At 75.0% G+C, this 17,661-nt stretch carries 16 protein-coding genes; all 16 read right to left on the reverse strand.

The genetic code is table 11. The features are described from left to right. Positions 1 to 415 precede the first annotated feature (415 nt). Complete coding sequence (locus J4557_RS34365; RefSeq protein ID WP_208270954.1) at positions 416 to 1,705, reverse strand: sensor domain-containing diguanylate cyclase; 1,290 nt, start codon at positions 1,703 to 1,705, stop codon at positions 416 to 418. A 454-nt stretch (positions 1,706 to 2,159) separates the two neighbouring features. After that, positions 2,160 to 2,645, reverse strand: coding sequence for a single-stranded DNA-binding protein (locus J4557_RS34370; RefSeq protein WP_208270955.1), 486 nt, complete (start codon positions 2,643 to 2,645; stop codon positions 2,160 to 2,162). A gap of 85 nt (positions 2,646 to 2,730) precedes the next feature. Beyond that, the gene (locus tag J4557_RS34375) at positions 2,731 to 4,479 is read right to left on the reverse strand and encodes a GTPase family protein (RefSeq protein WP_243776809.1); all 1,749 of its coding nucleotides are present in this window, start codon (positions 4,477 to 4,479) and stop codon (positions 2,731 to 2,733) included. Then, positions 4,476 to 6,326: a GTPase family protein gene (locus J4557_RS34380; RefSeq protein ID WP_243776810.1), complete on the reverse strand. Its 1,851-nt coding sequence runs from the start codon at positions 6,324 to 6,326 to the stop codon at positions 4,476 to 4,478. Before J4557_RS34380 ends, J4557_RS34375 begins: the two co-directional genes overlap by 4 nt. Further along, positions 6,323 to 7,561: a uroporphyrinogen-III C-methyltransferase gene (gene cobA / locus J4557_RS34385; protein ID WP_208270956.1), complete on the reverse strand. Its 1,239-nt coding sequence runs from the start codon at positions 7,559 to 7,561 to the stop codon at positions 6,323 to 6,325. Before cobA ends, J4557_RS34380 begins: the two co-directional genes overlap by 4 nt. A 111-nt stretch (positions 7,562 to 7,672) precedes the next feature. Next, positions 7,673 to 8,791 carry a nicotinate-nucleotide--dimethylbenzimidazole phosphoribosyltransferase gene (gene cobT, locus J4557_RS34390; protein WP_307800372.1) on the reverse strand — a complete coding sequence of 373 codons (1,119 nt, stop codon included), beginning with the start codon at positions 8,789 to 8,791 and terminating at the stop codon, positions 7,673 to 7,675. A 10-nt stretch (positions 8,792 to 8,801) separates the two neighbouring features. Further along, positions 8,802 to 9,860 (reverse strand): Rv2231c family histidinol phosphate aminotransferase CobC, encoded by a 1,059-nt coding sequence (cobC, locus tag J4557_RS34395; protein WP_307800373.1) that lies wholly within the window; start codon positions 9,858 to 9,860, stop codon positions 8,802 to 8,804. Next, positions 9,857 to 10,537, reverse strand: coding sequence for a precorrin-8X methylmutase (locus J4557_RS34400; RefSeq protein WP_208270957.1), 681 nt, complete (start codon positions 10,535 to 10,537; stop codon positions 9,857 to 9,859). Before J4557_RS34400 ends, cobC begins: the two co-directional genes overlap by 4 nt. 100 nt (positions 10,538 to 10,637) lie before the next feature. Then, the gene (locus J4557_RS34405; RefSeq protein ID WP_208270958.1) at positions 10,638 to 11,111 is read right to left on the reverse strand and encodes a cobalamin biosynthesis protein; all 474 of its coding nucleotides are present in this window, start codon (positions 11,109 to 11,111) and stop codon (positions 10,638 to 10,640) included. Further along, a complete protein-coding gene (locus J4557_RS34410) occupies positions 11,108 to 12,106 on the reverse strand; it encodes a hypothetical protein (protein ID WP_208270959.1) in 999 nt (332 codons plus the stop codon). The genes J4557_RS34405 and J4557_RS34410 overlap by 4 nt, the downstream gene beginning before the upstream one ends. A 2-nt stretch (positions 12,107 to 12,108) precedes the next feature. Continuing rightward, on the reverse strand, positions 12,109 to 12,609 hold the full coding sequence (locus tag J4557_RS34415) for a hypothetical protein (protein ID WP_208270960.1): 501 nt from the start codon (positions 12,607 to 12,609) through the stop codon (positions 12,109 to 12,111). 85 nt (positions 12,610 to 12,694) lie between these two features. Further along, positions 12,695 to 13,270 (reverse strand): GNAT family N-acetyltransferase, encoded by a 576-nt coding sequence (locus tag J4557_RS34420; RefSeq protein ID WP_307800374.1) that lies wholly within the window; start codon positions 13,268 to 13,270, stop codon positions 12,695 to 12,697. 32 nt (positions 13,271 to 13,302) lie between these two features. After that, entirely contained in the window at positions 13,303 to 14,673 is a 1,371-nt protein-coding gene (locus tag J4557_RS34425) for a cobyrinic acid a,c-diamide synthase CobB (protein WP_208270962.1), read from the reverse strand. Continuing rightward, entirely contained in the window at positions 14,667 to 15,281 is a 615-nt protein-coding gene (gene cobO, locus J4557_RS34430) for a cob(I)yrinic acid a,c-diamide adenosyltransferase (RefSeq protein WP_208270963.1), read from the reverse strand. Before cobO ends, J4557_RS34425 begins: the two co-directional genes overlap by 7 nt. A 1-nt stretch (position 15,282) precedes the next feature. Next, positions 15,283 to 15,588, reverse strand: coding sequence for a hypothetical protein (locus J4557_RS34435; protein ID WP_208270964.1), 306 nt, complete (start codon positions 15,586 to 15,588; stop codon positions 15,283 to 15,285). Beyond that, positions 15,585 to 17,537 (reverse strand): putative cobaltochelatase, encoded by a 1,953-nt coding sequence (locus J4557_RS34440; protein ID WP_208271078.1) that lies wholly within the window; start codon positions 17,535 to 17,537, stop codon positions 15,585 to 15,587. The genes J4557_RS34435 and J4557_RS34440 overlap by 4 nt, the downstream gene beginning before the upstream one ends. Between the last annotated feature and the right edge of the window lie 124 nt (positions 17,538 to 17,661).

Raw genomic sequence — 17,661 nt, forward strand, 5'->3', positions numbered from 1 at the left:
CCGAGTAGGCGGGGCCGAGTAGGCGGGGCCGAGTAGGCGGGGCCGAGTAGGCGGGGCCGAGTAGGCGGGGCCGAGTAGGCGGGGCCGAGTAGGCGGGGCCGAGTAGGCGGGGCCGAGTAGGCGGGGCCGAGTAGGCGGGGCTACGGATCAAGTGGCGGACGGGCTGGTAGGCGAGTCGCAGGCGCGGCCGGTAGGCGGGGGCGGCCGCATAGGCGGGGACGGGTAGGCGGGTCGGATTAGCGGGCCGGCAAGCGCGAACCGGCGAGCGGGGCGGGTTGGATAGGTAGGGGTTGGAGGCGCGGGTGAGTTGGTGGGTCTAGCGGACGGGACTGCGTAGGCGCGGACCGGTAGGGGTGGGCGGGCTGAGCAGACGGGGGCCGGGTAGGCGGGGCGGGTCGGTGGGGAGGTTGGGGGATCAGGTGTCGTCGGGGCGGGGGGTGTCTACGGCGGGGAGGCAGACGCGGTCGCGGCCGGACTCTTTTGCGCGGTAGAGGGCGAGGTCGGCCGCTGCGAGCAGTTCGATGAGGTCTTCGCCGTGGGTACGGAACAGCGCGACGCCGACCGAGACCGTGACGGTGACGGTGCCCTCCTCCGCGGGGACGGCGAGGCGGCGGACGCGGCCTCGCAGGCGCTCGGCCACCCGGCACGCCTCGACGGTGTCGGCGCCCGGCAGCAGGACCACGAACTCCTCGCCGCCGAACCGGCCCACCAGGTCGTAGTCGCGCAGCTGGTGGCAGAGGGTGCTGGCCACGCCGACGAGCACCTGGTCGCCGATCAGGTGGCCGTGGGTGTCGTTCACCCGTTTGAAGTGGTCGATGTCGATCAGCAGCAGCGCGAGGGCGTCGTGGGTGCGCTGGGCCCGGGACAGCTCGGTGTCGGCCTCCCGCTGCCAGGCCGCCGCGTTCAGCAGGCCGGTCTTGGCGTCGGTGCGCGCGGCGGCCTGCAGCTGCTGGTGCATCAGGCTGCGCTGCAGCAGCATCACCGGCGGCAGCGCCAGCACCAGCAGCCCGAGCGTCAGCGCGCTCGTGATCGCGACGAGGATGCCGACGCACAGTTCCACCACGTCCAGCAGCAGGCTCTCGCGCGTCCAGAGGACGTCCCGCCAGCGGCTCTCGGGGTTGGCGGCGTGCGCGGCCACCGCGACCAGCGCAGTGTTCACGATGGTGAACAGCGCCGCGCACCCCACCGCCGCAGGGATGCCCGGATACGCCTGCACCACCCACTGCGGCGCGCCCCCCAGGGGTTGCGGCACCACCAGGTGGAACACCAGCGACGCGCAGGCTCCGGCTATGCCGAGCGCCGAGGCGACCAGGCCCCTTCGGTAGACGAGCGTCCGGCGCACCCGGAACTGCAGGAGCACCTGCAGGGGGATCGGGATCAGCAGCGCGTACAGCGGCGGTAGCAGCAGCGCAACCGGCAGCCACCAGGCCGACAGCAGGTCCCGCGCCACCCCCGCCGGCATGCCGAGGCGGCGGGTGGCCTCGATGCAGACCGCGCCGCACGCCAGCAGCGCCGCGAAGGTCGCCAGGTCGTGGAGGCGGAACGGCGTGCGGAACAGCAGGGCGACGATCAACCCCAGATGGACGGCGACGACCGCCGGCACATAGACCACGAGCAGGGACGGACGCCCCAGAAGCGATCGGCGGCGGGGCACGCGGGTGAGTTCCCCGCCCCGGTCCTCGGCGGACGACTGCACTGCCGTCATCCTTCCCCCTTACACGCATCACGTTGTGTAACACGATAGTTGCAACGTGTGCGGAACGGGCGGGAAACAGGTACCTTCGGTAGGGGACATGCTGGTGACCGTTCTGGGCACCATGCAGAGGAGGCCGCGGATCGGCGGACCTCGGCACATCCTGAGGGGGGCAACACCATGCGCGGCGTTTCCTGGATTTAGGCGGGCCGCAGGACCCCGACGGTGCGGGGGCAAAGACCGGCAGTGACCGACCTGCCGGCCGCGCCCCCGTCCGACCGCGAATCCCGGACGCCCAGGCGCCCGCCGGTGTTGTGCGCACACTCCACCTCACTCATCGCGCAAGGATCTTCACGCAACGCCACCCTTGTCGCCCTTGTGCTGCTACCTTGCGAGCTTTTGGGGCGGTGCGGCGGTGCTTTTTCGTTGTGGGGACGACCTGAGGCGGAGGTACCGCTCCCCCGGGTCAGGCGGCTTGAGGGGCGGCCTCGGCGGGGATGCCGCCCTCGGCGTCGGGCGGGGCCGTCAGGGCCCACTGGTCGGCGGCGTCGCGGGCGGCCTGGCGGTCCTCGTCGGTGAGGGCGCCGCCCCGCTGGACGGGGCGGAAGTCGGCCGTGCCCCGGCCCAAATCGTGGCCGACCGTGTTCGCCTCGATCTCGGCGGAGAACCGCCACTGGCCGTCGCGCTCGTACTGGCGGACGCGGAGCCGGCCGGTGACCAGGACCGGCGTGCCGCGCCGGAAGTCGGAGGCGTTGACGTTGTCGGCGAGGCCGCGCCAGCAGTTGACGGTCAGGAACATGGTGTCGAGGTCCTGCCAGGAGCCGGCCTCGCGGTCGTAGCGGCGGGGCGTGCACCCGACCCGCAGGGACAGGAACGGCGTGCCGTTGCCGGTGACGGTGTAATAGGGCTCGGCGGCCGTCCAGCCGATGACGGTGACGTGCGCTTCGTTCACGGGTCCTCCGTTGGTTCGCGACTTACGGAACCAACAGTGCCGGAGCCGTCACCGTCCGCGACAGTCCTGCGGAAAATGTGGATAACTATGCGGGCGGGCGGCCCAGGGCGATGTCCACATCGTGCCGGAAGCCCGCGTAGACGCGCAGGTCGGCGGCGACGGGTTCGATGACCTTGTCGCGGGCGACGCGCTCGATGCCCTCGCGCATGTGCTCTTCCATCTTGTCGCCGTGCTTGGCCGAGGAGAGCGCGACGAGGTTGCGGCAGGCGGACGAGGTGAGCCAGCCCATGCCGAGGGTGCAGACGACCAGGACGGCGACGTACGGGATGAGGCCGGACCGGCCGATGAAGCCGCTCGGGTCGTCCCCGCCGACCTTGAGCACGCCGTAGGCGACCAGGACGCCGATCCAGACGACGCTGAGGACGGCGACCAGGATCAGGAAGTACTGCCAGGTCTTGACCAGCCACCACCAGCGCGGCACCTGGTTGAAGGTGGGAAGCGCCTCCTTGAGGGACTCGCCGAGCGCCTCGGGGATCTCCGTGGCGTGCGAGCGGGCGGCGGCGCGGACGGAGCGGGCCCAGTGCACGGGCAGCTCGCCGGTGACGCCGTCGGTGACGCCGGCCAGGGCGTTGTCCACGTCGCCCTGCTGGGCGCCGATGGGGCCGGTGAAGGCGTTGCGCAGCTCCTCGCGCAGCTCGGTGAGGCGCATCCGGCGCAGCGGGTCCGAGCGGAGCCGGGTGATCAGGGCGCTGACGGGCCAGCCGACGAAGTCGGCGGCGCGCAGCTCGTAGGCGCTCTCCATGGCCTCGGCGACGGCGGGCGCGCCGGCGGCGTCGGTGAGGGCCTGGACGAGTTCGGTGCGGCGCCCCTCGTCGACGGTGGTGGGGGGCTCGGCGTCGAAGCGGTGGTCGGCGAAGCGCTCGGCGATCCGGTCGACGTCGGCGGCGAGGCGTTCGCTGCGGGCCCGGCGGGCCGCGACGGTGTCGACGAGGACGTCGCGGAAACCGTGCACGCCGTCCTCGGCGACGGCGGAGGTGGTGATGATGCGCGGCTGGGCGAGGCCCTCGGCCTCCAGGAGGCGGCGCAGGTCGGCGACGCAGTCGTCGATCTCGTCGGGGGCGAGCCGGTCGACCTGGTTGAGGACGATCAGGGTGACGCCGGCGTACCGGGCGAACGGGACGATGTAGTTGCGGTGCAGGGCGGCGTCGGCGTACTTCTGCGGGTCGACGACCCAGACGAGCAGGTCGGCGATCGCGACGAACCGGTCGACCTCGGCGCGGTGCATGGCCTGGATGGAGTCGTGGTCGGGCAGGTCGAGCAGCACGAGGCCCTGCAGGGAGCTGTCGGCGCGCTCCAGGTCGAGGGCGCTGGCGCGGGCGTAGCGGTGCCGCTTGTCGACGTCGAGCCAGTCCAGCAGGGGGCCGGCGCCGTCGAGGCCCCAGACGCAGGCGTGCGCCTTGGAGGTCATGGGACGGCGCATGCCGGTGGGCGAGAGCTCCAGCCCGCAGATGGCGTTGAACAGCGAGGACTTGCCGCTGCCGGTGCCGCCGGCGAGGGTGACGACGGTGTGCTCGCCGGACAGCCGCAGCCGCTGGCCGGCCCGGTCGAGCAGCGCTCCGGCGTCGTCGAGGAGGGGCCGGTCCAGCCGTCCGGTGCCGGCCTGGACGAGGCGGTCCAGGCCGTTGAGCCGGTCGGTGAGGGTGGGAGCCGCGGGCTCGGCGTGCGGGGCGTGCTCGGCGGGCACCGCCGGGGGCGCGCCGGGGACGTCCGTGGCGGGGAGCGGGATGCCGCCGGGGCTCGTCGGCGAGCCGGCGGGCAGGGCCGAGGTGGTCATCGGGCGACCTCGAGGTTGTAGGTGGCCTGGTACAGCTGGACGGGGACGGTCTCGTCGGGGATGCCGGCGCCGTCGAGCACCTGCCCGAACCGGATGGCCTCCTCGTCGAACAGCATCCCGATGCGGCTGCGCAGGTCGGCGCGGGCCTTGGCGCCCATGCCGCGCAGCGACTCGGCGCCGAACAGCGCCTTCAGCAGCCGCTGCGGGACGGCGCTGTTGCCGCCTTCGACGGCCACGTCGGAGGTGCCGTAGCCGAGCAGGCCGATCATCAGGACGAGGGAGACCGCCTCGGTGTCGAACGAGACGAGCTTGGCGACCGAGCGCTTGGTCACGCCCTCGGTGCGGATCAGCTCCTGGACGTGGTCCTGCCAGGAGCTGACGGCACGGGTGACGCGGCGCGACAGCTCCGGGGAGACGTGCCCGATCTCGTCGCCGCGCCCGGCGAGCACCGTGCCGCCGGCGGGGTGGGCGCGCCAGCGGGCGACGACCTGCTCGGCGCCGTGCTCGGCGGTCGACATGATCAGCGATTCGAGGCCGCTGCGCAGCGCGGCCTTGAGCGCGCGCACACGGGCGGGGCTGCGGCGGCGCCGGTTGGAGCCCCGGCCGCGGCGCGCGCGCTGGACGTGCAGGGCGCGCAGCAGGTCGCCGGTGCCGGCGAAGTCCTGCCAGCGGGCGAGGACCTCGCCGCGCAGCAGCGAGCCGTTGCGGGTGGCCTCGTCGAGTTCGGCGAGGGCGGTGCCGTAGGCGGCCTCGACCTGCTGGGCGAGTTCGGCGCGCTGCTCGACCTGCGCCTCGACCTGGCGGGCCAGCTCGGGGACGCGGGTGCGGAAGCTGTCGAGGACGGCGGCGAGGGTGTCGCTGATGACGACCTCGCGGTCCTCGACGTCCTCGGCGACGCCGGTGAGCCAGGCGCGGATGTCCTCGACGGTCTCCTCGGGCAGCCGGCTCTCCTCGATCCGGGTCTCGGGGATCGTGAAGCGGCGGGCGTCGCCGACCTCGTGCTCGTCGAGCATCTCGCCGAAGTGCTCGACGACGTCGGAGCTGCCCTGCCCGACCGATCCGGCGCGCCCGCCGGGGCCGTCGCCCTGCGGGACGCGGGAGAGCACGACGCCGATGGTGGCGCCGTTCTCCTTGGCGCGCTGGAGCATCTGCCACACCTGCGCGTCGGCGTAGCGGGCGGCGGTGGTGACGCACAGCCACAGGTCGGCGGCCGCCATCAGCTTGGTGGCGAACTCGTAGTGGTCCTCGAAGACGGAGTCGAAGTCGGGGCTGTCGAGCAGCGCCAGGCCGGGCGGGAGGGCCTCGCTGGCGATGATGACCAGCTGGTCACCCGCGATGGCGTCGGGCGCCGGGCCGCGGACGCGGCCCATGCCGGGCAGCAGCGGCCCCTCCATGAACCACCGCACGTGGTCGGGATGGCACACCAGGATCGGGCTGCTGGTGGTCGGGCGGAGCACGCCGGTGGCGCTCACGCGGGCCCCGACGAGCGTGTTGACCAGCGTGGACTTGCCCGCGCCCGTCGACCCGCCGAGGACCACCAGCATCGGCGCGCCCGCCGCCTGCAGGCGGGGCAGGACGTAGTCGTCGAGCTGGTTGCGCAGCTCGTCGCGGGCCTCGCGGGCCTCCTCGACGCCGGGCGCGTCCAGCAGGAAGTCGAAGGCGCCGAGCTGCTCGCGCAGCGCGGTCAGCGCTCTGACCAGCTCGCCCTGCCGGACCGTCGCGGCGCCGGAGGGCGCGTGCTCTTCGGGCATGGCGTTCCCGGACGCGGGCTTCGCGGAGTCCTCGCTTCCGCGTCCGGTGCCCGCCTCCTCGTCGTGGACCGCGCTTCGCTCTGCGGGGGGTGTCACGGATCCCGTCCCAAGTCGGCTCGAATCATGTCGATCTCTCGCGCCACGTCGACCACGTCGCCCACGACCACGATCGCCGGGGGCCGGACTCCGCCGGCGGCCATCTCGTCGGCCACGGTGCCCAGCGTCGCGGTCAGCGTCCGCTGGCCCGGGAGGGTGCCGTCCTGGATGACGGCGACCGGCGTGTCGGACGACCGACCATAGCGCACGAGGGCGGGCGCGATGAGCGCCATCCGCTCCACCGCCATGAGCAGCACGAGCGTCCCGTGGGCGCGGCCGAGCGCCTCCCAGTCGACGGTGGACTCGGGGTGCCCCGGCGGGACGTGCGCGGAGACGACGTGGAACTCCTGCGCGACGCCGCGGTGGGTCACCGGGATGCCGGCCGCGGACGGCACCGCGACCGAGCTGCTGATCCCGGGCACCACCATGACCGGGACGCCGTTGCGGGCGCAGTGCAGCGCCTCCTCGCCGCCGCGGCCGAAGACGAACGGGTCGCCGCCCTTGAGCCGGACGACGAACTTCCCCTGCTTCGCGTGCTCGACGAGGTAGTCGTTGATCTTGTCCTGGGTGACGGTCCGGCCGTAGGGGATCTTCGCGGCGTCGATCACCTCGACGTCGGCGGCCAGCTCGTCCAGCAGCCCGCCGGGGGCGAGCCGGTCGGTGACGACGACGTCGGCCATCGCCAGCAACTGCCGCCCGCGGACGGTGATCAGGCCGGGGTCGCCGGGGCCGCCGCCGACCAGCGCGACGCCGGACGGCTTGCGCCGGGAGTGCCGGGACTCCAGGGCGCCGTCGCGGAGCCCGTCCACGACGGCGTCGCGGATGCCGGCGGCGCGCCGCGGGTCGCCGCCGAGCAGCACCCCGACGGTGGCGTCGCCGGCCTGCCCGCTCGCGGGCGTCCAGGCCGGGGACGACTCGGCGTCGTCGGCCCGCACCGACCAGATCCGGGCGGCCTCCGCGTCGGCGACGACGTCCCCGTTGACCTTGGCGTCGTCGGTGACGGCCTGCACCAGCCAGGCGCCCGCGCAGTCGCCGCGCCGGTAGGGGCGCGCGTGCCAGGCGATGCGGCCGGCCTCGGCGAGGCCCTGCAGCGAGGCGGTCACCTCGGGCGAGACGAGGACGACCTCGGCGCCCGCGTCCAGCAGCGCGGGGACGCGGCGCTGCGCGACCCGGCCGCCGCCGACGACGAGGACGCGTCGCCCTCGAAGGCGCAGACCTAGCAGGTACGGGGGCACGTGGTGATTCTTTCGGACGCCGGTGACGGACAAGTGTCTTTGCGGAACAAAGGTACTCGGGTTGGCGAGTTCATGGAGAGGGGCTCCGGCCGTTCGATAGCCGAGCGTGACTCATTCCGAGATCAGGTCGTTACGGGGCGCCGCCTCCTTCTCGGTGACGCCGGCCGAGTCGAACGTGGCGACCTCGTGCAGCACCCGCACCGCGCCCTGGACCAGCGGCAACGCCAGCAGGGCACCGGTTCCCTCGCCGAGCCGCAGCTCCAGGTCGACGAGCGGGCGCAGCCCGAGATGATCGAGGGCGGCGGAGTGGCCGGGTTCGGCGGAGCGGTGCCCGGCGACGCAGCCGGCGAGGGCGTCGGGGCTCAGCGCGGCGGCGGCGAGGGCGGCCGATCCGGCGATCACCCCGTCCAGCACGACCGGCACGCCCAGCGCCGCCGCGCCGAGGACGAACCCGGCGATCCCGGCGTGCTCGAAGCCGCCGACGGCCGCCAGGACGTCCATCGGGTCGCGGGAGCCCGCGCCGTCGAGGAGTCCGTGCCGGGCGAGGGCCGTCCGCACGACCTCGACCTTGCGGGCGTGGGTGGCGTCGTCGATGCCGGTCCCGCGGCCGGTGACCCGCTCGGGCGGCAGGCCGGTGAACGCGGCGATCAGCGCGGCGGACGCGGTGGTGTTGGCGATGCCCATGTCGCCGGTGATCAGGCAGCGGGCGCCCCGGCCCGCCAGCTCGCGGGCCACCTCGATGCCGGTCGCGACGGCGCGGCGGGCCTCGTCCGCGGTCATCGCGGGACCGGCCGTCATGTCGGCGGTGCCGGGCGCGATCTTGCGGGAGAGCAGGCCGGGCGCCGGTTCCAGCGGCGCGGCGACGCCGATGTCCACGACGGTGACGCGGGCGCCGACCTGCTTGGCGAACGCGTTGACGACCGCCCCGCCCGCCACGAAGTTCGCGACCATCTGCGCGGTGACCTCTTGTGGCCACGGGGTGACGCCCTGTGCGTGCACGCCGTGGTCGGCGGCGAAGACGGCGACGGCCGCGGGCTCGGGCAGCGGCGGCGGGCACCGTCCCGCCAGCCCGGCGAGCCGGACCGAGACCTCCTCCAGCACGCCGAGCGACCCCGGCGGCTTGGTCAGGCGGCCCTGCAGGTCGCGGGCCTCGTCCATCGCGGCCCGGTCGGGCGGCGCGATGGCGGCCAGCGTCTCCTCGATCACGCCGCCCGCTTCCTTGTCCGGCACGTCGTCTCCCTCAGATTCCCAGCTCACCGAGCACCTCCAGCAGAGCGTCGTTGGACGGGCGGTCGCGCACGGCGATCCGCAGCCAGTCGGTGCCGAGGCCCGGGAAGGTGTCCCCGCGCCTGACCGCGTAGCCGCGCTGCCGCAGCAGCGCCCGGATGCCGAGCGCGTCCGGCACCCGCAGGCACAGGAACGACGCGCGCGCCTCGGGCACCACGTACAGGCCCCGGGCGGTCAGCTCGCCGGCCAGCCGGTCGCGTTCGGCGGCGAGGTCGGCGGCCCAGGCCGCCGCCTCGGCGATCGCGGCCGGTTCGCAGCACGCCTCGATCGCCACCAGCGCGGGCGTGGACACCGCCCACAGCGGCTGCGCGTCCGCCAGGCGGCTCACCAGGTACGGGTCGGCGAGCAGGTATCCGGCGCGCAGCCCGGCGAGGCCCCACGTCTTGGTCAGCGAGCGGATCACCACGATCCCGGCGGGCAGCCGGGTCGCGAGGGTCTCCGGCTCGCCCGGGACGCAGTCCATGAACGCCTCGTCCACCACGACCGTCCGGCCGGGCCGGGCCAGCGCGGTGATCGCGGCGGCCGGATGCAGCACCGACGTGGGGTTGGTCGGGTTGCCGACCACGACGAGGTCGGCGTCGTCCGGCACGGCGGCCGGGTCGAGGGTGAAGTCCTTGGTGAGGACGACCCGCTCCACCGCGTGCCCGGCGGACCGCAGCGCCGCCTCCGGCTCGGTGAACTGCGGGTGCACCACGACCGCCTTGCGGGGCGTCAGGACGCGCGCCAGCAGCACGAACGCCTCGGCGGCGCCGGCGGTGAGCAGCACCTCCTCGGCGGCACGGGCGTGCCGCCGCGCGACGGCCCGCCGGGCCGGGCGCGGGTCGGGGTAGCCGGCCAGGTCGGCGACGGACGCGCGGAGCCGGTCGGCGAGCCACGCGGGCGGCATGCCGGTGCGCACGTTCACGGCGAAGTCGGCGAGCCCGCCGCCGACCTCGGCGTCACCGTGGTGGCGCAGGTCGACCTCGTCGGCGCCGTCCTCGGGTGGGGCGATCACCGGCCTCTGCCCGATCACGGCGCCCCCTGCTCGAACGACGGCGCGCCCTGCCCGTACGAGGACGCGCCCTGGCCGTGCGAGGACGCGCCCTGGCCGAAGGGCTGCGGGGCCTGCTCGAAGTAGAGCAGCGCGTTGACGGCCGCGGCGGCGACCGCCGGCCCGCCCTTCTCCGAGACGTTGCTGAGCTGCGGCAGCCCGCTGGCCCGCAGCGCCTCCTTCGCCTCGGCAGCCCCTACGAAGCCGACGGGCGTGCCGACCACCAGCGCGGGCCGGACCCGGCGCGCGATGATCTCGAAGATCGCCTCGGGCGCGGAGCCGACCACCCAGACCGCGCCCGGCCCGACCTCGGAGTAGGCGATGCGGACCGCGGCGGCGGGCCGGGTGATCCCGGCGGCGCGCGCCATCCGCGCGGCGGCGGGGTCGTCGGCGTGGCAGGCCGTCTCGCGGGCGCTGATCCCGGCGGCGGTCATGTGCTCGTCGGTGACGATCGGGGCGCCCGCGCGCAGCGCGGACCAGCCCTGGACGAGGAAGTCCTCCGTGGTGACCAGGTCCACCGCGTACTCCAGGTCGGCGGTGGCGTGGATCACCCGTTCCGCGACGGCCCGCCACAGCGGCGGCATCGGCGACAGGTCGACCCGGGAGCGCAGGATCTCGTAGGACCGGACCTCGATCGGGTGGGGCTGGCGTACGGTCACTGCGCCTCCGGATTGATCATGGTCGGGTGGGTCACGGTCGGTCCTCGCGGTCGCCGGGGGTTCGTCGTCGGGCACCTAGGGTTTCACGGGTCGCCGGTCGCTATGACCCGGCTTCACCGGGTTCACCGGGTTCGCCGGTGATCCGGAGGCCGCCCGCGGCGGCCGGCGCGCCCGCGGCGCGGGGCGCCGCCGGGACGATCCGGGCGACCGCCGCCGTGACGCGCGCGGTCGCGCGCTTCGCCACGACGAGGCGGGCGTCGCCGCCGAGGGAGCGGGCCCCGTGCAGGGCCGCCGCCTCGGCCACGCTCGCCGTCCCGGTCCGGGCCCGTACGCCCTCCGCCGGGTTCGGCACCGCCACCTGCGCCAGCACGCCCACAGAGTAGGCGACGAGGTGAAATCCGAGCATTTCGGCGGCATCGCGGACACCGCCCGTGCCCGCGCGGGCCTCGACGGTCGCCACGCACGCGACGTCCTCGCCGCGCAGGTCGTCGCGGGCCAGCACGGCGCCGATCAGCTCGCCGATCTCGCGCGCGTCCGCCCGGCTGGACGCGCCGACGCCGATGACCAGCGTCACAGGACCGAGCGTCCGGGCGGGGGCGAGAGCGTCTCGATGCCCCTGATCCGCTTCGCGGCGGGCGTCTCGGCGACGGGGGCGGGGCGTTCGGCCCAGATGAGGGTGATCGGGGACGGCGGCTCCGCGTCGCCGACGAGCGGGATCGTCTGGAGGGTCGTGGCGTGCGCGGTGAAGCCGTGGCCCGCGAGGACGTCCATGAGCGCGGGGACGGCGCCGGCCGGTGCCGTCACGACGAGGCGGTGCAGGGCCTGCGCGGCGCAGGTCGCCAGGGCCTTCGGGGACGCGTCCGCCAGAAAGACGGCGTCGGGGACGGGCAGGTGGTCCACGACCGTGCCGATCTCGCCTCGCGACACCGCGACCCGGACGCCGTGCCTGCGGACGTTCTCCCGCAGCCGGACGCAGACGGAGTCGTCACGGTCGAGGGCGACGGCCGCAGCGCCGAACCGCGCGCACTCGATCGCCACCGAGCCGTCGCCGGAACCGATGTCCCACACCATGTCCCCTGTGCGGGGCCCCAGTTTGGCCAAGGCGAACGCACGCGCCTCGGGCGTCAAGGCCGGCTCCCCGTCGAAGTCGTCCTGAGCCAGCGCCCAGACCGGTTCCCTCAGGGCGAGGCCCGCGATCCATGTTGGCGCGTCCCCCGCTCGCCGGTTGTCCAGCACGAGGACCACGTCCGGCTTGTGCCAGGGCCGCGTGGTCGCCTCTGCCGGACGGACGTGGACGACGCGCTGGGAAGGCCCGTCCACGTCCTCGCACACGATGAACGAGCGAGGCGTCTGCGGGAACAGTGCGCGCCCCAGTTCGGCGGGTCCCGCGCCGGGGGCGGTCAGGACGGCCACCTTGGGGTGCGCACGGCAGGCGTTCACCGCGCGCCGGAACTCTGCGGCGGACACGACGAGGGCATCGTCCCGGGGCACGCCCGCCAGCGCGAAGGCCCGTGCCGCAAGGGCCGTCCCTGAGCGCGGCGCGCCGTCACGGCCGCTGACCGTGAGCACGGCTACCGCGCCATCCGCCCGAACATTCCCACCATGCGCTCTCCCTTCGCGTCGACCAGCACGACCTGCGCCGCCACCGGGCTCTCGGCTGACCCGGCCGCCTCGGCGGCGAGACGTTCCAGCTCCCCCGCGGTACGGCGGCACAGCTCCCGCCCGCACGGCCCGAGCCGTCCGGCGGCCTCCCACAGCTCGTAGGCGCGGCGCGGCGTCCCGGCCGCCTCGACCTCGGCCGCCAGCGCCGGGCCGCCGTCCATGTCCGCGGTGATCGCGGCGAGGGCGGGGACGCCGCCCGCGATCGCGGCCTGCTCGTCCACGCCGGAGACCAGCACGATCTGCGCGAGCCCCTCCCCGACCGCGGTGCCCAGCGCGTCGAGGCCGGCGGGGACGAAGCAGTCGTCCGGCAGTCCCGGCAGCATGCGGCGGGCGGTGTCCGCCGCGTCCGCGCCGTGCATCACCAGCGTCCGCCGTACCGCCGGCGCTTCCGTCGCGTGTGTCCCGGTCATGCCCGTCCCTCCTGGTCGTGGGCGTCGAGCCTCCCGGAGGGCGCGCCCGGCCCGGGACGCGGCGCGCCGCGCGTCCCCGGATCGGTCAGCATGCCGGACCACCTTGCCGGAGATCGGGCGCGATGCGGCTGAAGACGAACATGTCCCGGTTGACGCCGTCGGCGTCGCGTTCCGCGCCCCGCGCGACCCCTTCGCGCACGTAGTCGGCCTTCTCGGCGACCCGGATCGAGGCGTGGTTCGTGGTCAGGGCGCGCAGTTCGACCCGGAACAGCCCGCAGTCCCGCAGCGCCCAGTTCGAGACGAGGGTGAGCGCCTCGGTCGCGTACCCGCGCCCGCGCGCGCTTGACCGCACCCCGTATCCGACCTCGCAGGTCAGTTGAGTCCAGTCCACCTTGAAGAGCCCGATGGTGCCGATGAGGCCGCCCGTCTCGCGGTCGGTCACCGCCAGATGGATGCCGAGGCCGAAGCGGTGCACCTTGTGGACGCCTTCGCGCAGGAACCAGGCGAGCGGCTCAGCTTCCAGCGCGTCGGGGAAGTTCGGCGGGAGGAAGTCCTCGCCCGCACGGATCACCTCGATCAGGTCGGGCGCGTCGTCGAGCCCGAACGGGCGCAGGACGAGGCGCCCCGCCTCCAGGCGCACGCTCCCGGTGAAGACGTCCACACCGCTCCCCTCCATGCCCGCAGGCGGGACCGTCACAGGCAGGCCGCGACCATCCGGCTGGCGAACCAGGGCGATCCGGCCCAGTGCACGTGGAGGTAGGACGCGACGCAGTCGCCCCGCACGAAGCCGACCGGGCCGGACGCGGACCACTGCCAGGCGGCGGTCTCCCCGCGCTCGGGGTCCGTCACCGTGCGGTGGAACTCGTGCCCGTGCACCCGTTCGCCCGCGCGGGCGACGACCGAGTCGGCCACCGCCACCGCGGCACGATAACCCAGCGTCAGCCGCGGGGCCATGGCCGCTCTGGCGCCATTCAGCACACCGCACATGGGCGCGCCGTCGAGTTCCTCCGCGAGGTAGAGGAGTCCGGCGCACTCGGCGTACACGGGCCGGGACGCGTCGGCGAACGCCGCCAGTTCCTCGCGCAGCGGCTCGTTGGACGACAGCTGCGCCGCGTACACCTCGGGGAACCCGCCCCCGACGACGACTCCGCGCGTCCCTTTGGGCAGGCCCGCGTCCTGCAGCGGATCGAACCGGACGACCTCCGCGCCCGCCGCTTCGAGCAGTTCCTCGTTCTCCGCGTAGCCGAACGTGAAGGCGGGCCCGCCCGCCACCGCGATCCGGGGCCGTCCTGGGTGCTTCTCCGGCACGGCCTCGGCCGGATCCCAGGGCGCGGCGTCCAGCTCCGGCGCCTCCCGGGCGAGCGCGAGCAGGGCGTCGAGGTCGCACGAGGACGCGACCAGCTCGCCCAGCCGCCGGACGGTGTCCACCGCCTCCGCGCTGCGCTCGGCGGCCGGGATCAGCCCGAGGTGCCGGGACGGCGTCGCGGCGTCGTCGCTGCGGCGCAGCGCTCCCAGGACGGGGAGCCCGAGCTCCTCGACGGCCTCACGGCACATGCGCTCGTGGCCGTCGGAGCCGAGCCTGTTCAGCACGACGCCGCTGACGCGGACCGTCCCGAACGACCGGAACCCGTGGACGAGCGCCGCGACGGACCGCCCCGCGGCGGCGGACGCGTCCACGACGAGCACGACCGGCGCGTCCAGGAGCGTCGCGACGTGCGCTGTGGACGCGTAGTCCCCGCCCCCGGCCGAGTCGGACGGCCCGAGGCCGGCGGCGCCGTCGTACAGGCCCATCACGCCCTCGACGACCGCGATGTCCGCGTCCTCCGCGCCGTGCAGGAACAGCGGGACGACCAGGTCCTCGGACGCCAGCCAGGGGTCCAGGTTCCGCCCGGGGCGGCCCGTGGCGAGCGCGTGGTAGCCGGGGTCGATGTAGTCCGGGCCCACCTTGTGCGGCGAGACCCGCAGGCCGCGCATCGCGAACGCGGCCATCAGGCCGGTCGCCACGGTCGTCTTGCCGCTGCCTGAGGAGGGCGCCGCGACGACGAGGCGCGGGACGCTCACCACTCGATGCCCTTCTGCCCCTTCTGGCCGCCGTCCATCGGGTGCCGCACCTTGGCCATCTCCGTGACCAGGTCGGCGGCCTCGATCAGCCGCGGGTCCGCGTCCCGGCCGGTGATCACCACATGCTGGTTGCCCGGCCGGTCCGCCAGCGCGGCGACGACGTCCTCGACGTCGACCCAGCCCCACTTGATCGGGTAGGTGAACTCGTCCAGGACGTAGAGGCGGTAGGTCTCGGCGGCCAGGTCGCGCTTGATCTGCTCCCAGCCCTCGCGGGCGTCGGCCTCGTGGTCGGCCTCGGTGCCGGGCCGCTGGATCCACGACCAGCCCTCGCCCATCTTGTTCCAGAACACCGGCCCGCCCTCGCCGGTCTGCTCGTGCAGGCGGCCCAGCGCGAGCAGCGCGTTCTCCTCGCCGATCCGCCACTTCGCCGACTTGACGAACTGGAACACCCCGATCGGCCAGCCCTGGTTCCAGGCCCGCAGCGCGAGCCCGAACGCGGCCGTCGACTTCCCCTTGCCCGGGCCGGTGTGCACCATCACCAGCGGCCGGTTGCGGCGCTGCCTGGTGGTGAGCCCGTCGTCCGGCACGTACTCCGGCTTGCCCTGCGGCATCTCAGCGCCCCGTTCGTGGATTGTCGTTGACGGCGATGGCCGAACCGCCGACCAGGTAGAGGAGCTGCCCGTGCTCCGGGCAGGTGTAGCCGCCGCCCACGCCGTACGGGTTGCCCCTCTTGGGGAAGTCGTCCCAGAACGTCACGGGAGCCGGGTAGTCCCTCGGCGGTCCCTGCGGCGCCGTGACCGCCAGCGCGTTGTCCAGCCCCGACACGAACCCGACCGCCTCGGCTCCGGCCGCCAGCTCGTCCTCCAGCACGGGCCGCAGGTGCGCGCAGAGCCAGGCGCGGGCCTCGGCCGGCGTCACGCGACGTTCCGCGCGTCGCGGACGACCCCGGCGAGCGCGTCGGCGGCGAGGCGGTCGAGCCGGACGACCTCGGCGCCGAGCCGGGCGCCGAGCGCTGCGGCGAGGCCGAGCCGCACCGGCCCGGACTCGCAGTCGACGACCACCGACGCGACGCCAGCGAGCAGCCCGGCCGCCGCCGACGGGTCGGGTCCGTGGGTGGCGCGGCCGTCCGTCACCACGACCAGCAGCGGGCGGCGGGCCGGGTCGCGCAGCCGCTCGACCCGCAGCACCTCCGCGGCCCGCGCCAGTCCGGCGGACAGCGGGGTGCGGCCCCCGGTCGGCAGCGCGTCGAGGCGGCGGGCCCCGGCCTCCACCGACGACGTGGGCGGCAGCGCCAGGTCCGCGTCCCGGCCCCGGAAGGTGATGAGGCCGACCTTGTCGCGCCGCTGGTAGGCGTCGAGGAGGAGGCTGAGGACCGCGCCCTTCACCGCGCGCATCCGCTTGCGCGCCGCCATCGAACCGCTGGCGTCGACGACGAACAGGACGAGATTGCCCTCCCGCCCGTCGCGGACCGCTTCGCGCAGGTCTTCGGGCTGCACGACCAGACCGGAACCAGTGCGTCCCCGCGCGCGCTGGTGCGGTGCCGCCGCGCGCAGCGTCGCCGTCAGGTGCAGCCCGCGCGCCCCCGGACGTGCACCTGACACGCGTCCGTACGGGCTGCGCGCCTTGGACCGCCGTCCCGGCGCGCCTTCGCCCAGCCCGGGAACGGTGAAGAGGCGCGGCTTGTAGGCGGCGTCCGCCGGCGCGGGCTCGCTCTCGCCCGACCGCCCCGAACCGCCGCTCTCCGCGGACTGCGGCGTCTCCTCTGAGGGCGCGCCGGCCGGCGGCGGGACGGGCGCGTCCTGTCCGGGGCCGTCGTCGGGAACGCCGCCTCCCCCGTCCGGGCCGCCCGGCCCGTCGCCGGGAGGTCCCGGGTCGTCGGGCGGTTCCGGGTCGTCGCCGTGCTCGTCGAGCACCTCGTCGAGCTTCTGCCGGTCCAGGCCGGGCGCGTCGAACGGGTCGCGGCGGCGCCGGTGCGGCAGCGCCAGCCGTGCCGCGGTCCGGACGTCGTCCGCCGTCACCGCGTCGCGGCCGTGCCAGGCGGCCAGCGCGATCGCGGCCCGCGCCGTCACCAGGTCGGCGCGCAGGCCGTCCACCTCGAACGACGCGCACACGGCGGTGATCCGGCGGAGCGCGGCGTCGGTCAGCTCCACGCCGGGCAGCCGGCGGCGGGCGGCGGCGATCCGCCGGGCCAGGTCCGCCTCGTCCGCGGCGAAGGCCGCCGCGAAGCCGTCCGGGTCGTCCTCGAACCGCAGCCGCCGCCGGACGACCTCGGCGCGCTCGGCCGGATCGCGGGTCGCGGCGACCTCGACGGTCAGCCCGAACCGGTCCAGCAGCTGCGGGCGCAGCTCGCCCTCCTCCGGGTTCATCGTCCCGACCAGCAGGAACCGCGCCGCGTGCCGGACGGAGACGCCCTCGCGCTCCACGTACGACTCGCCCATGGCCGCCGCGTCCAGCAGCAGGTCGACCAGGTGGTCATGGAGGAGGTTGACCTCGTCGACGTACAGGACGCCGCGGTGCGCCGCCGCGAGCAGGCCCGGCTCGAACGCCTTCACGCCCTCGGTCAGCGCGCGCTCGATGTCCAGCGAGCCGGTGAGCCGGTCCTCGGACGCGCCCACCGGCAGCTCGACCAGCCGCGCCGCCCGGGTCCCCGCCTCGCCCGAACCGTGCGGACCGTCCGGGCACGCCGGGTCGGGATCGTCCGGGTCGCAGGAGAAGCGGCAGCCCGGCACGACCGGCACCGGGGGCAGCAGCCCGGCCAGCGCGCGCACGATCGTCGACTTCGCGGTGCCCTTCTCGCCGCGGACCAGCACGCCGCCGACGCCCGGCGACACCGCGTTGATCAGCAGGGCGAGCTTCAGATCGGCCATTCCGACGACGGCGGAGAAGGGGTAGCGCGCGCGGGCGCGCCTCTCCGGCCGGCCGGCGTCCGTCGCCGACGCAGATCGCACGTCTCGTCGTCCTTCCTCGGGTGTCCACGCCCGTGGCGGTGCC

It is taken from the genome of Actinomadura nitritigenes, from assembly GCF_017573545.1.
Lineage (GTDB): Bacteria > Actinomycetota > Actinomycetes > Streptosporangiales > Streptosporangiaceae > Spirillospora > Spirillospora nitritigenes.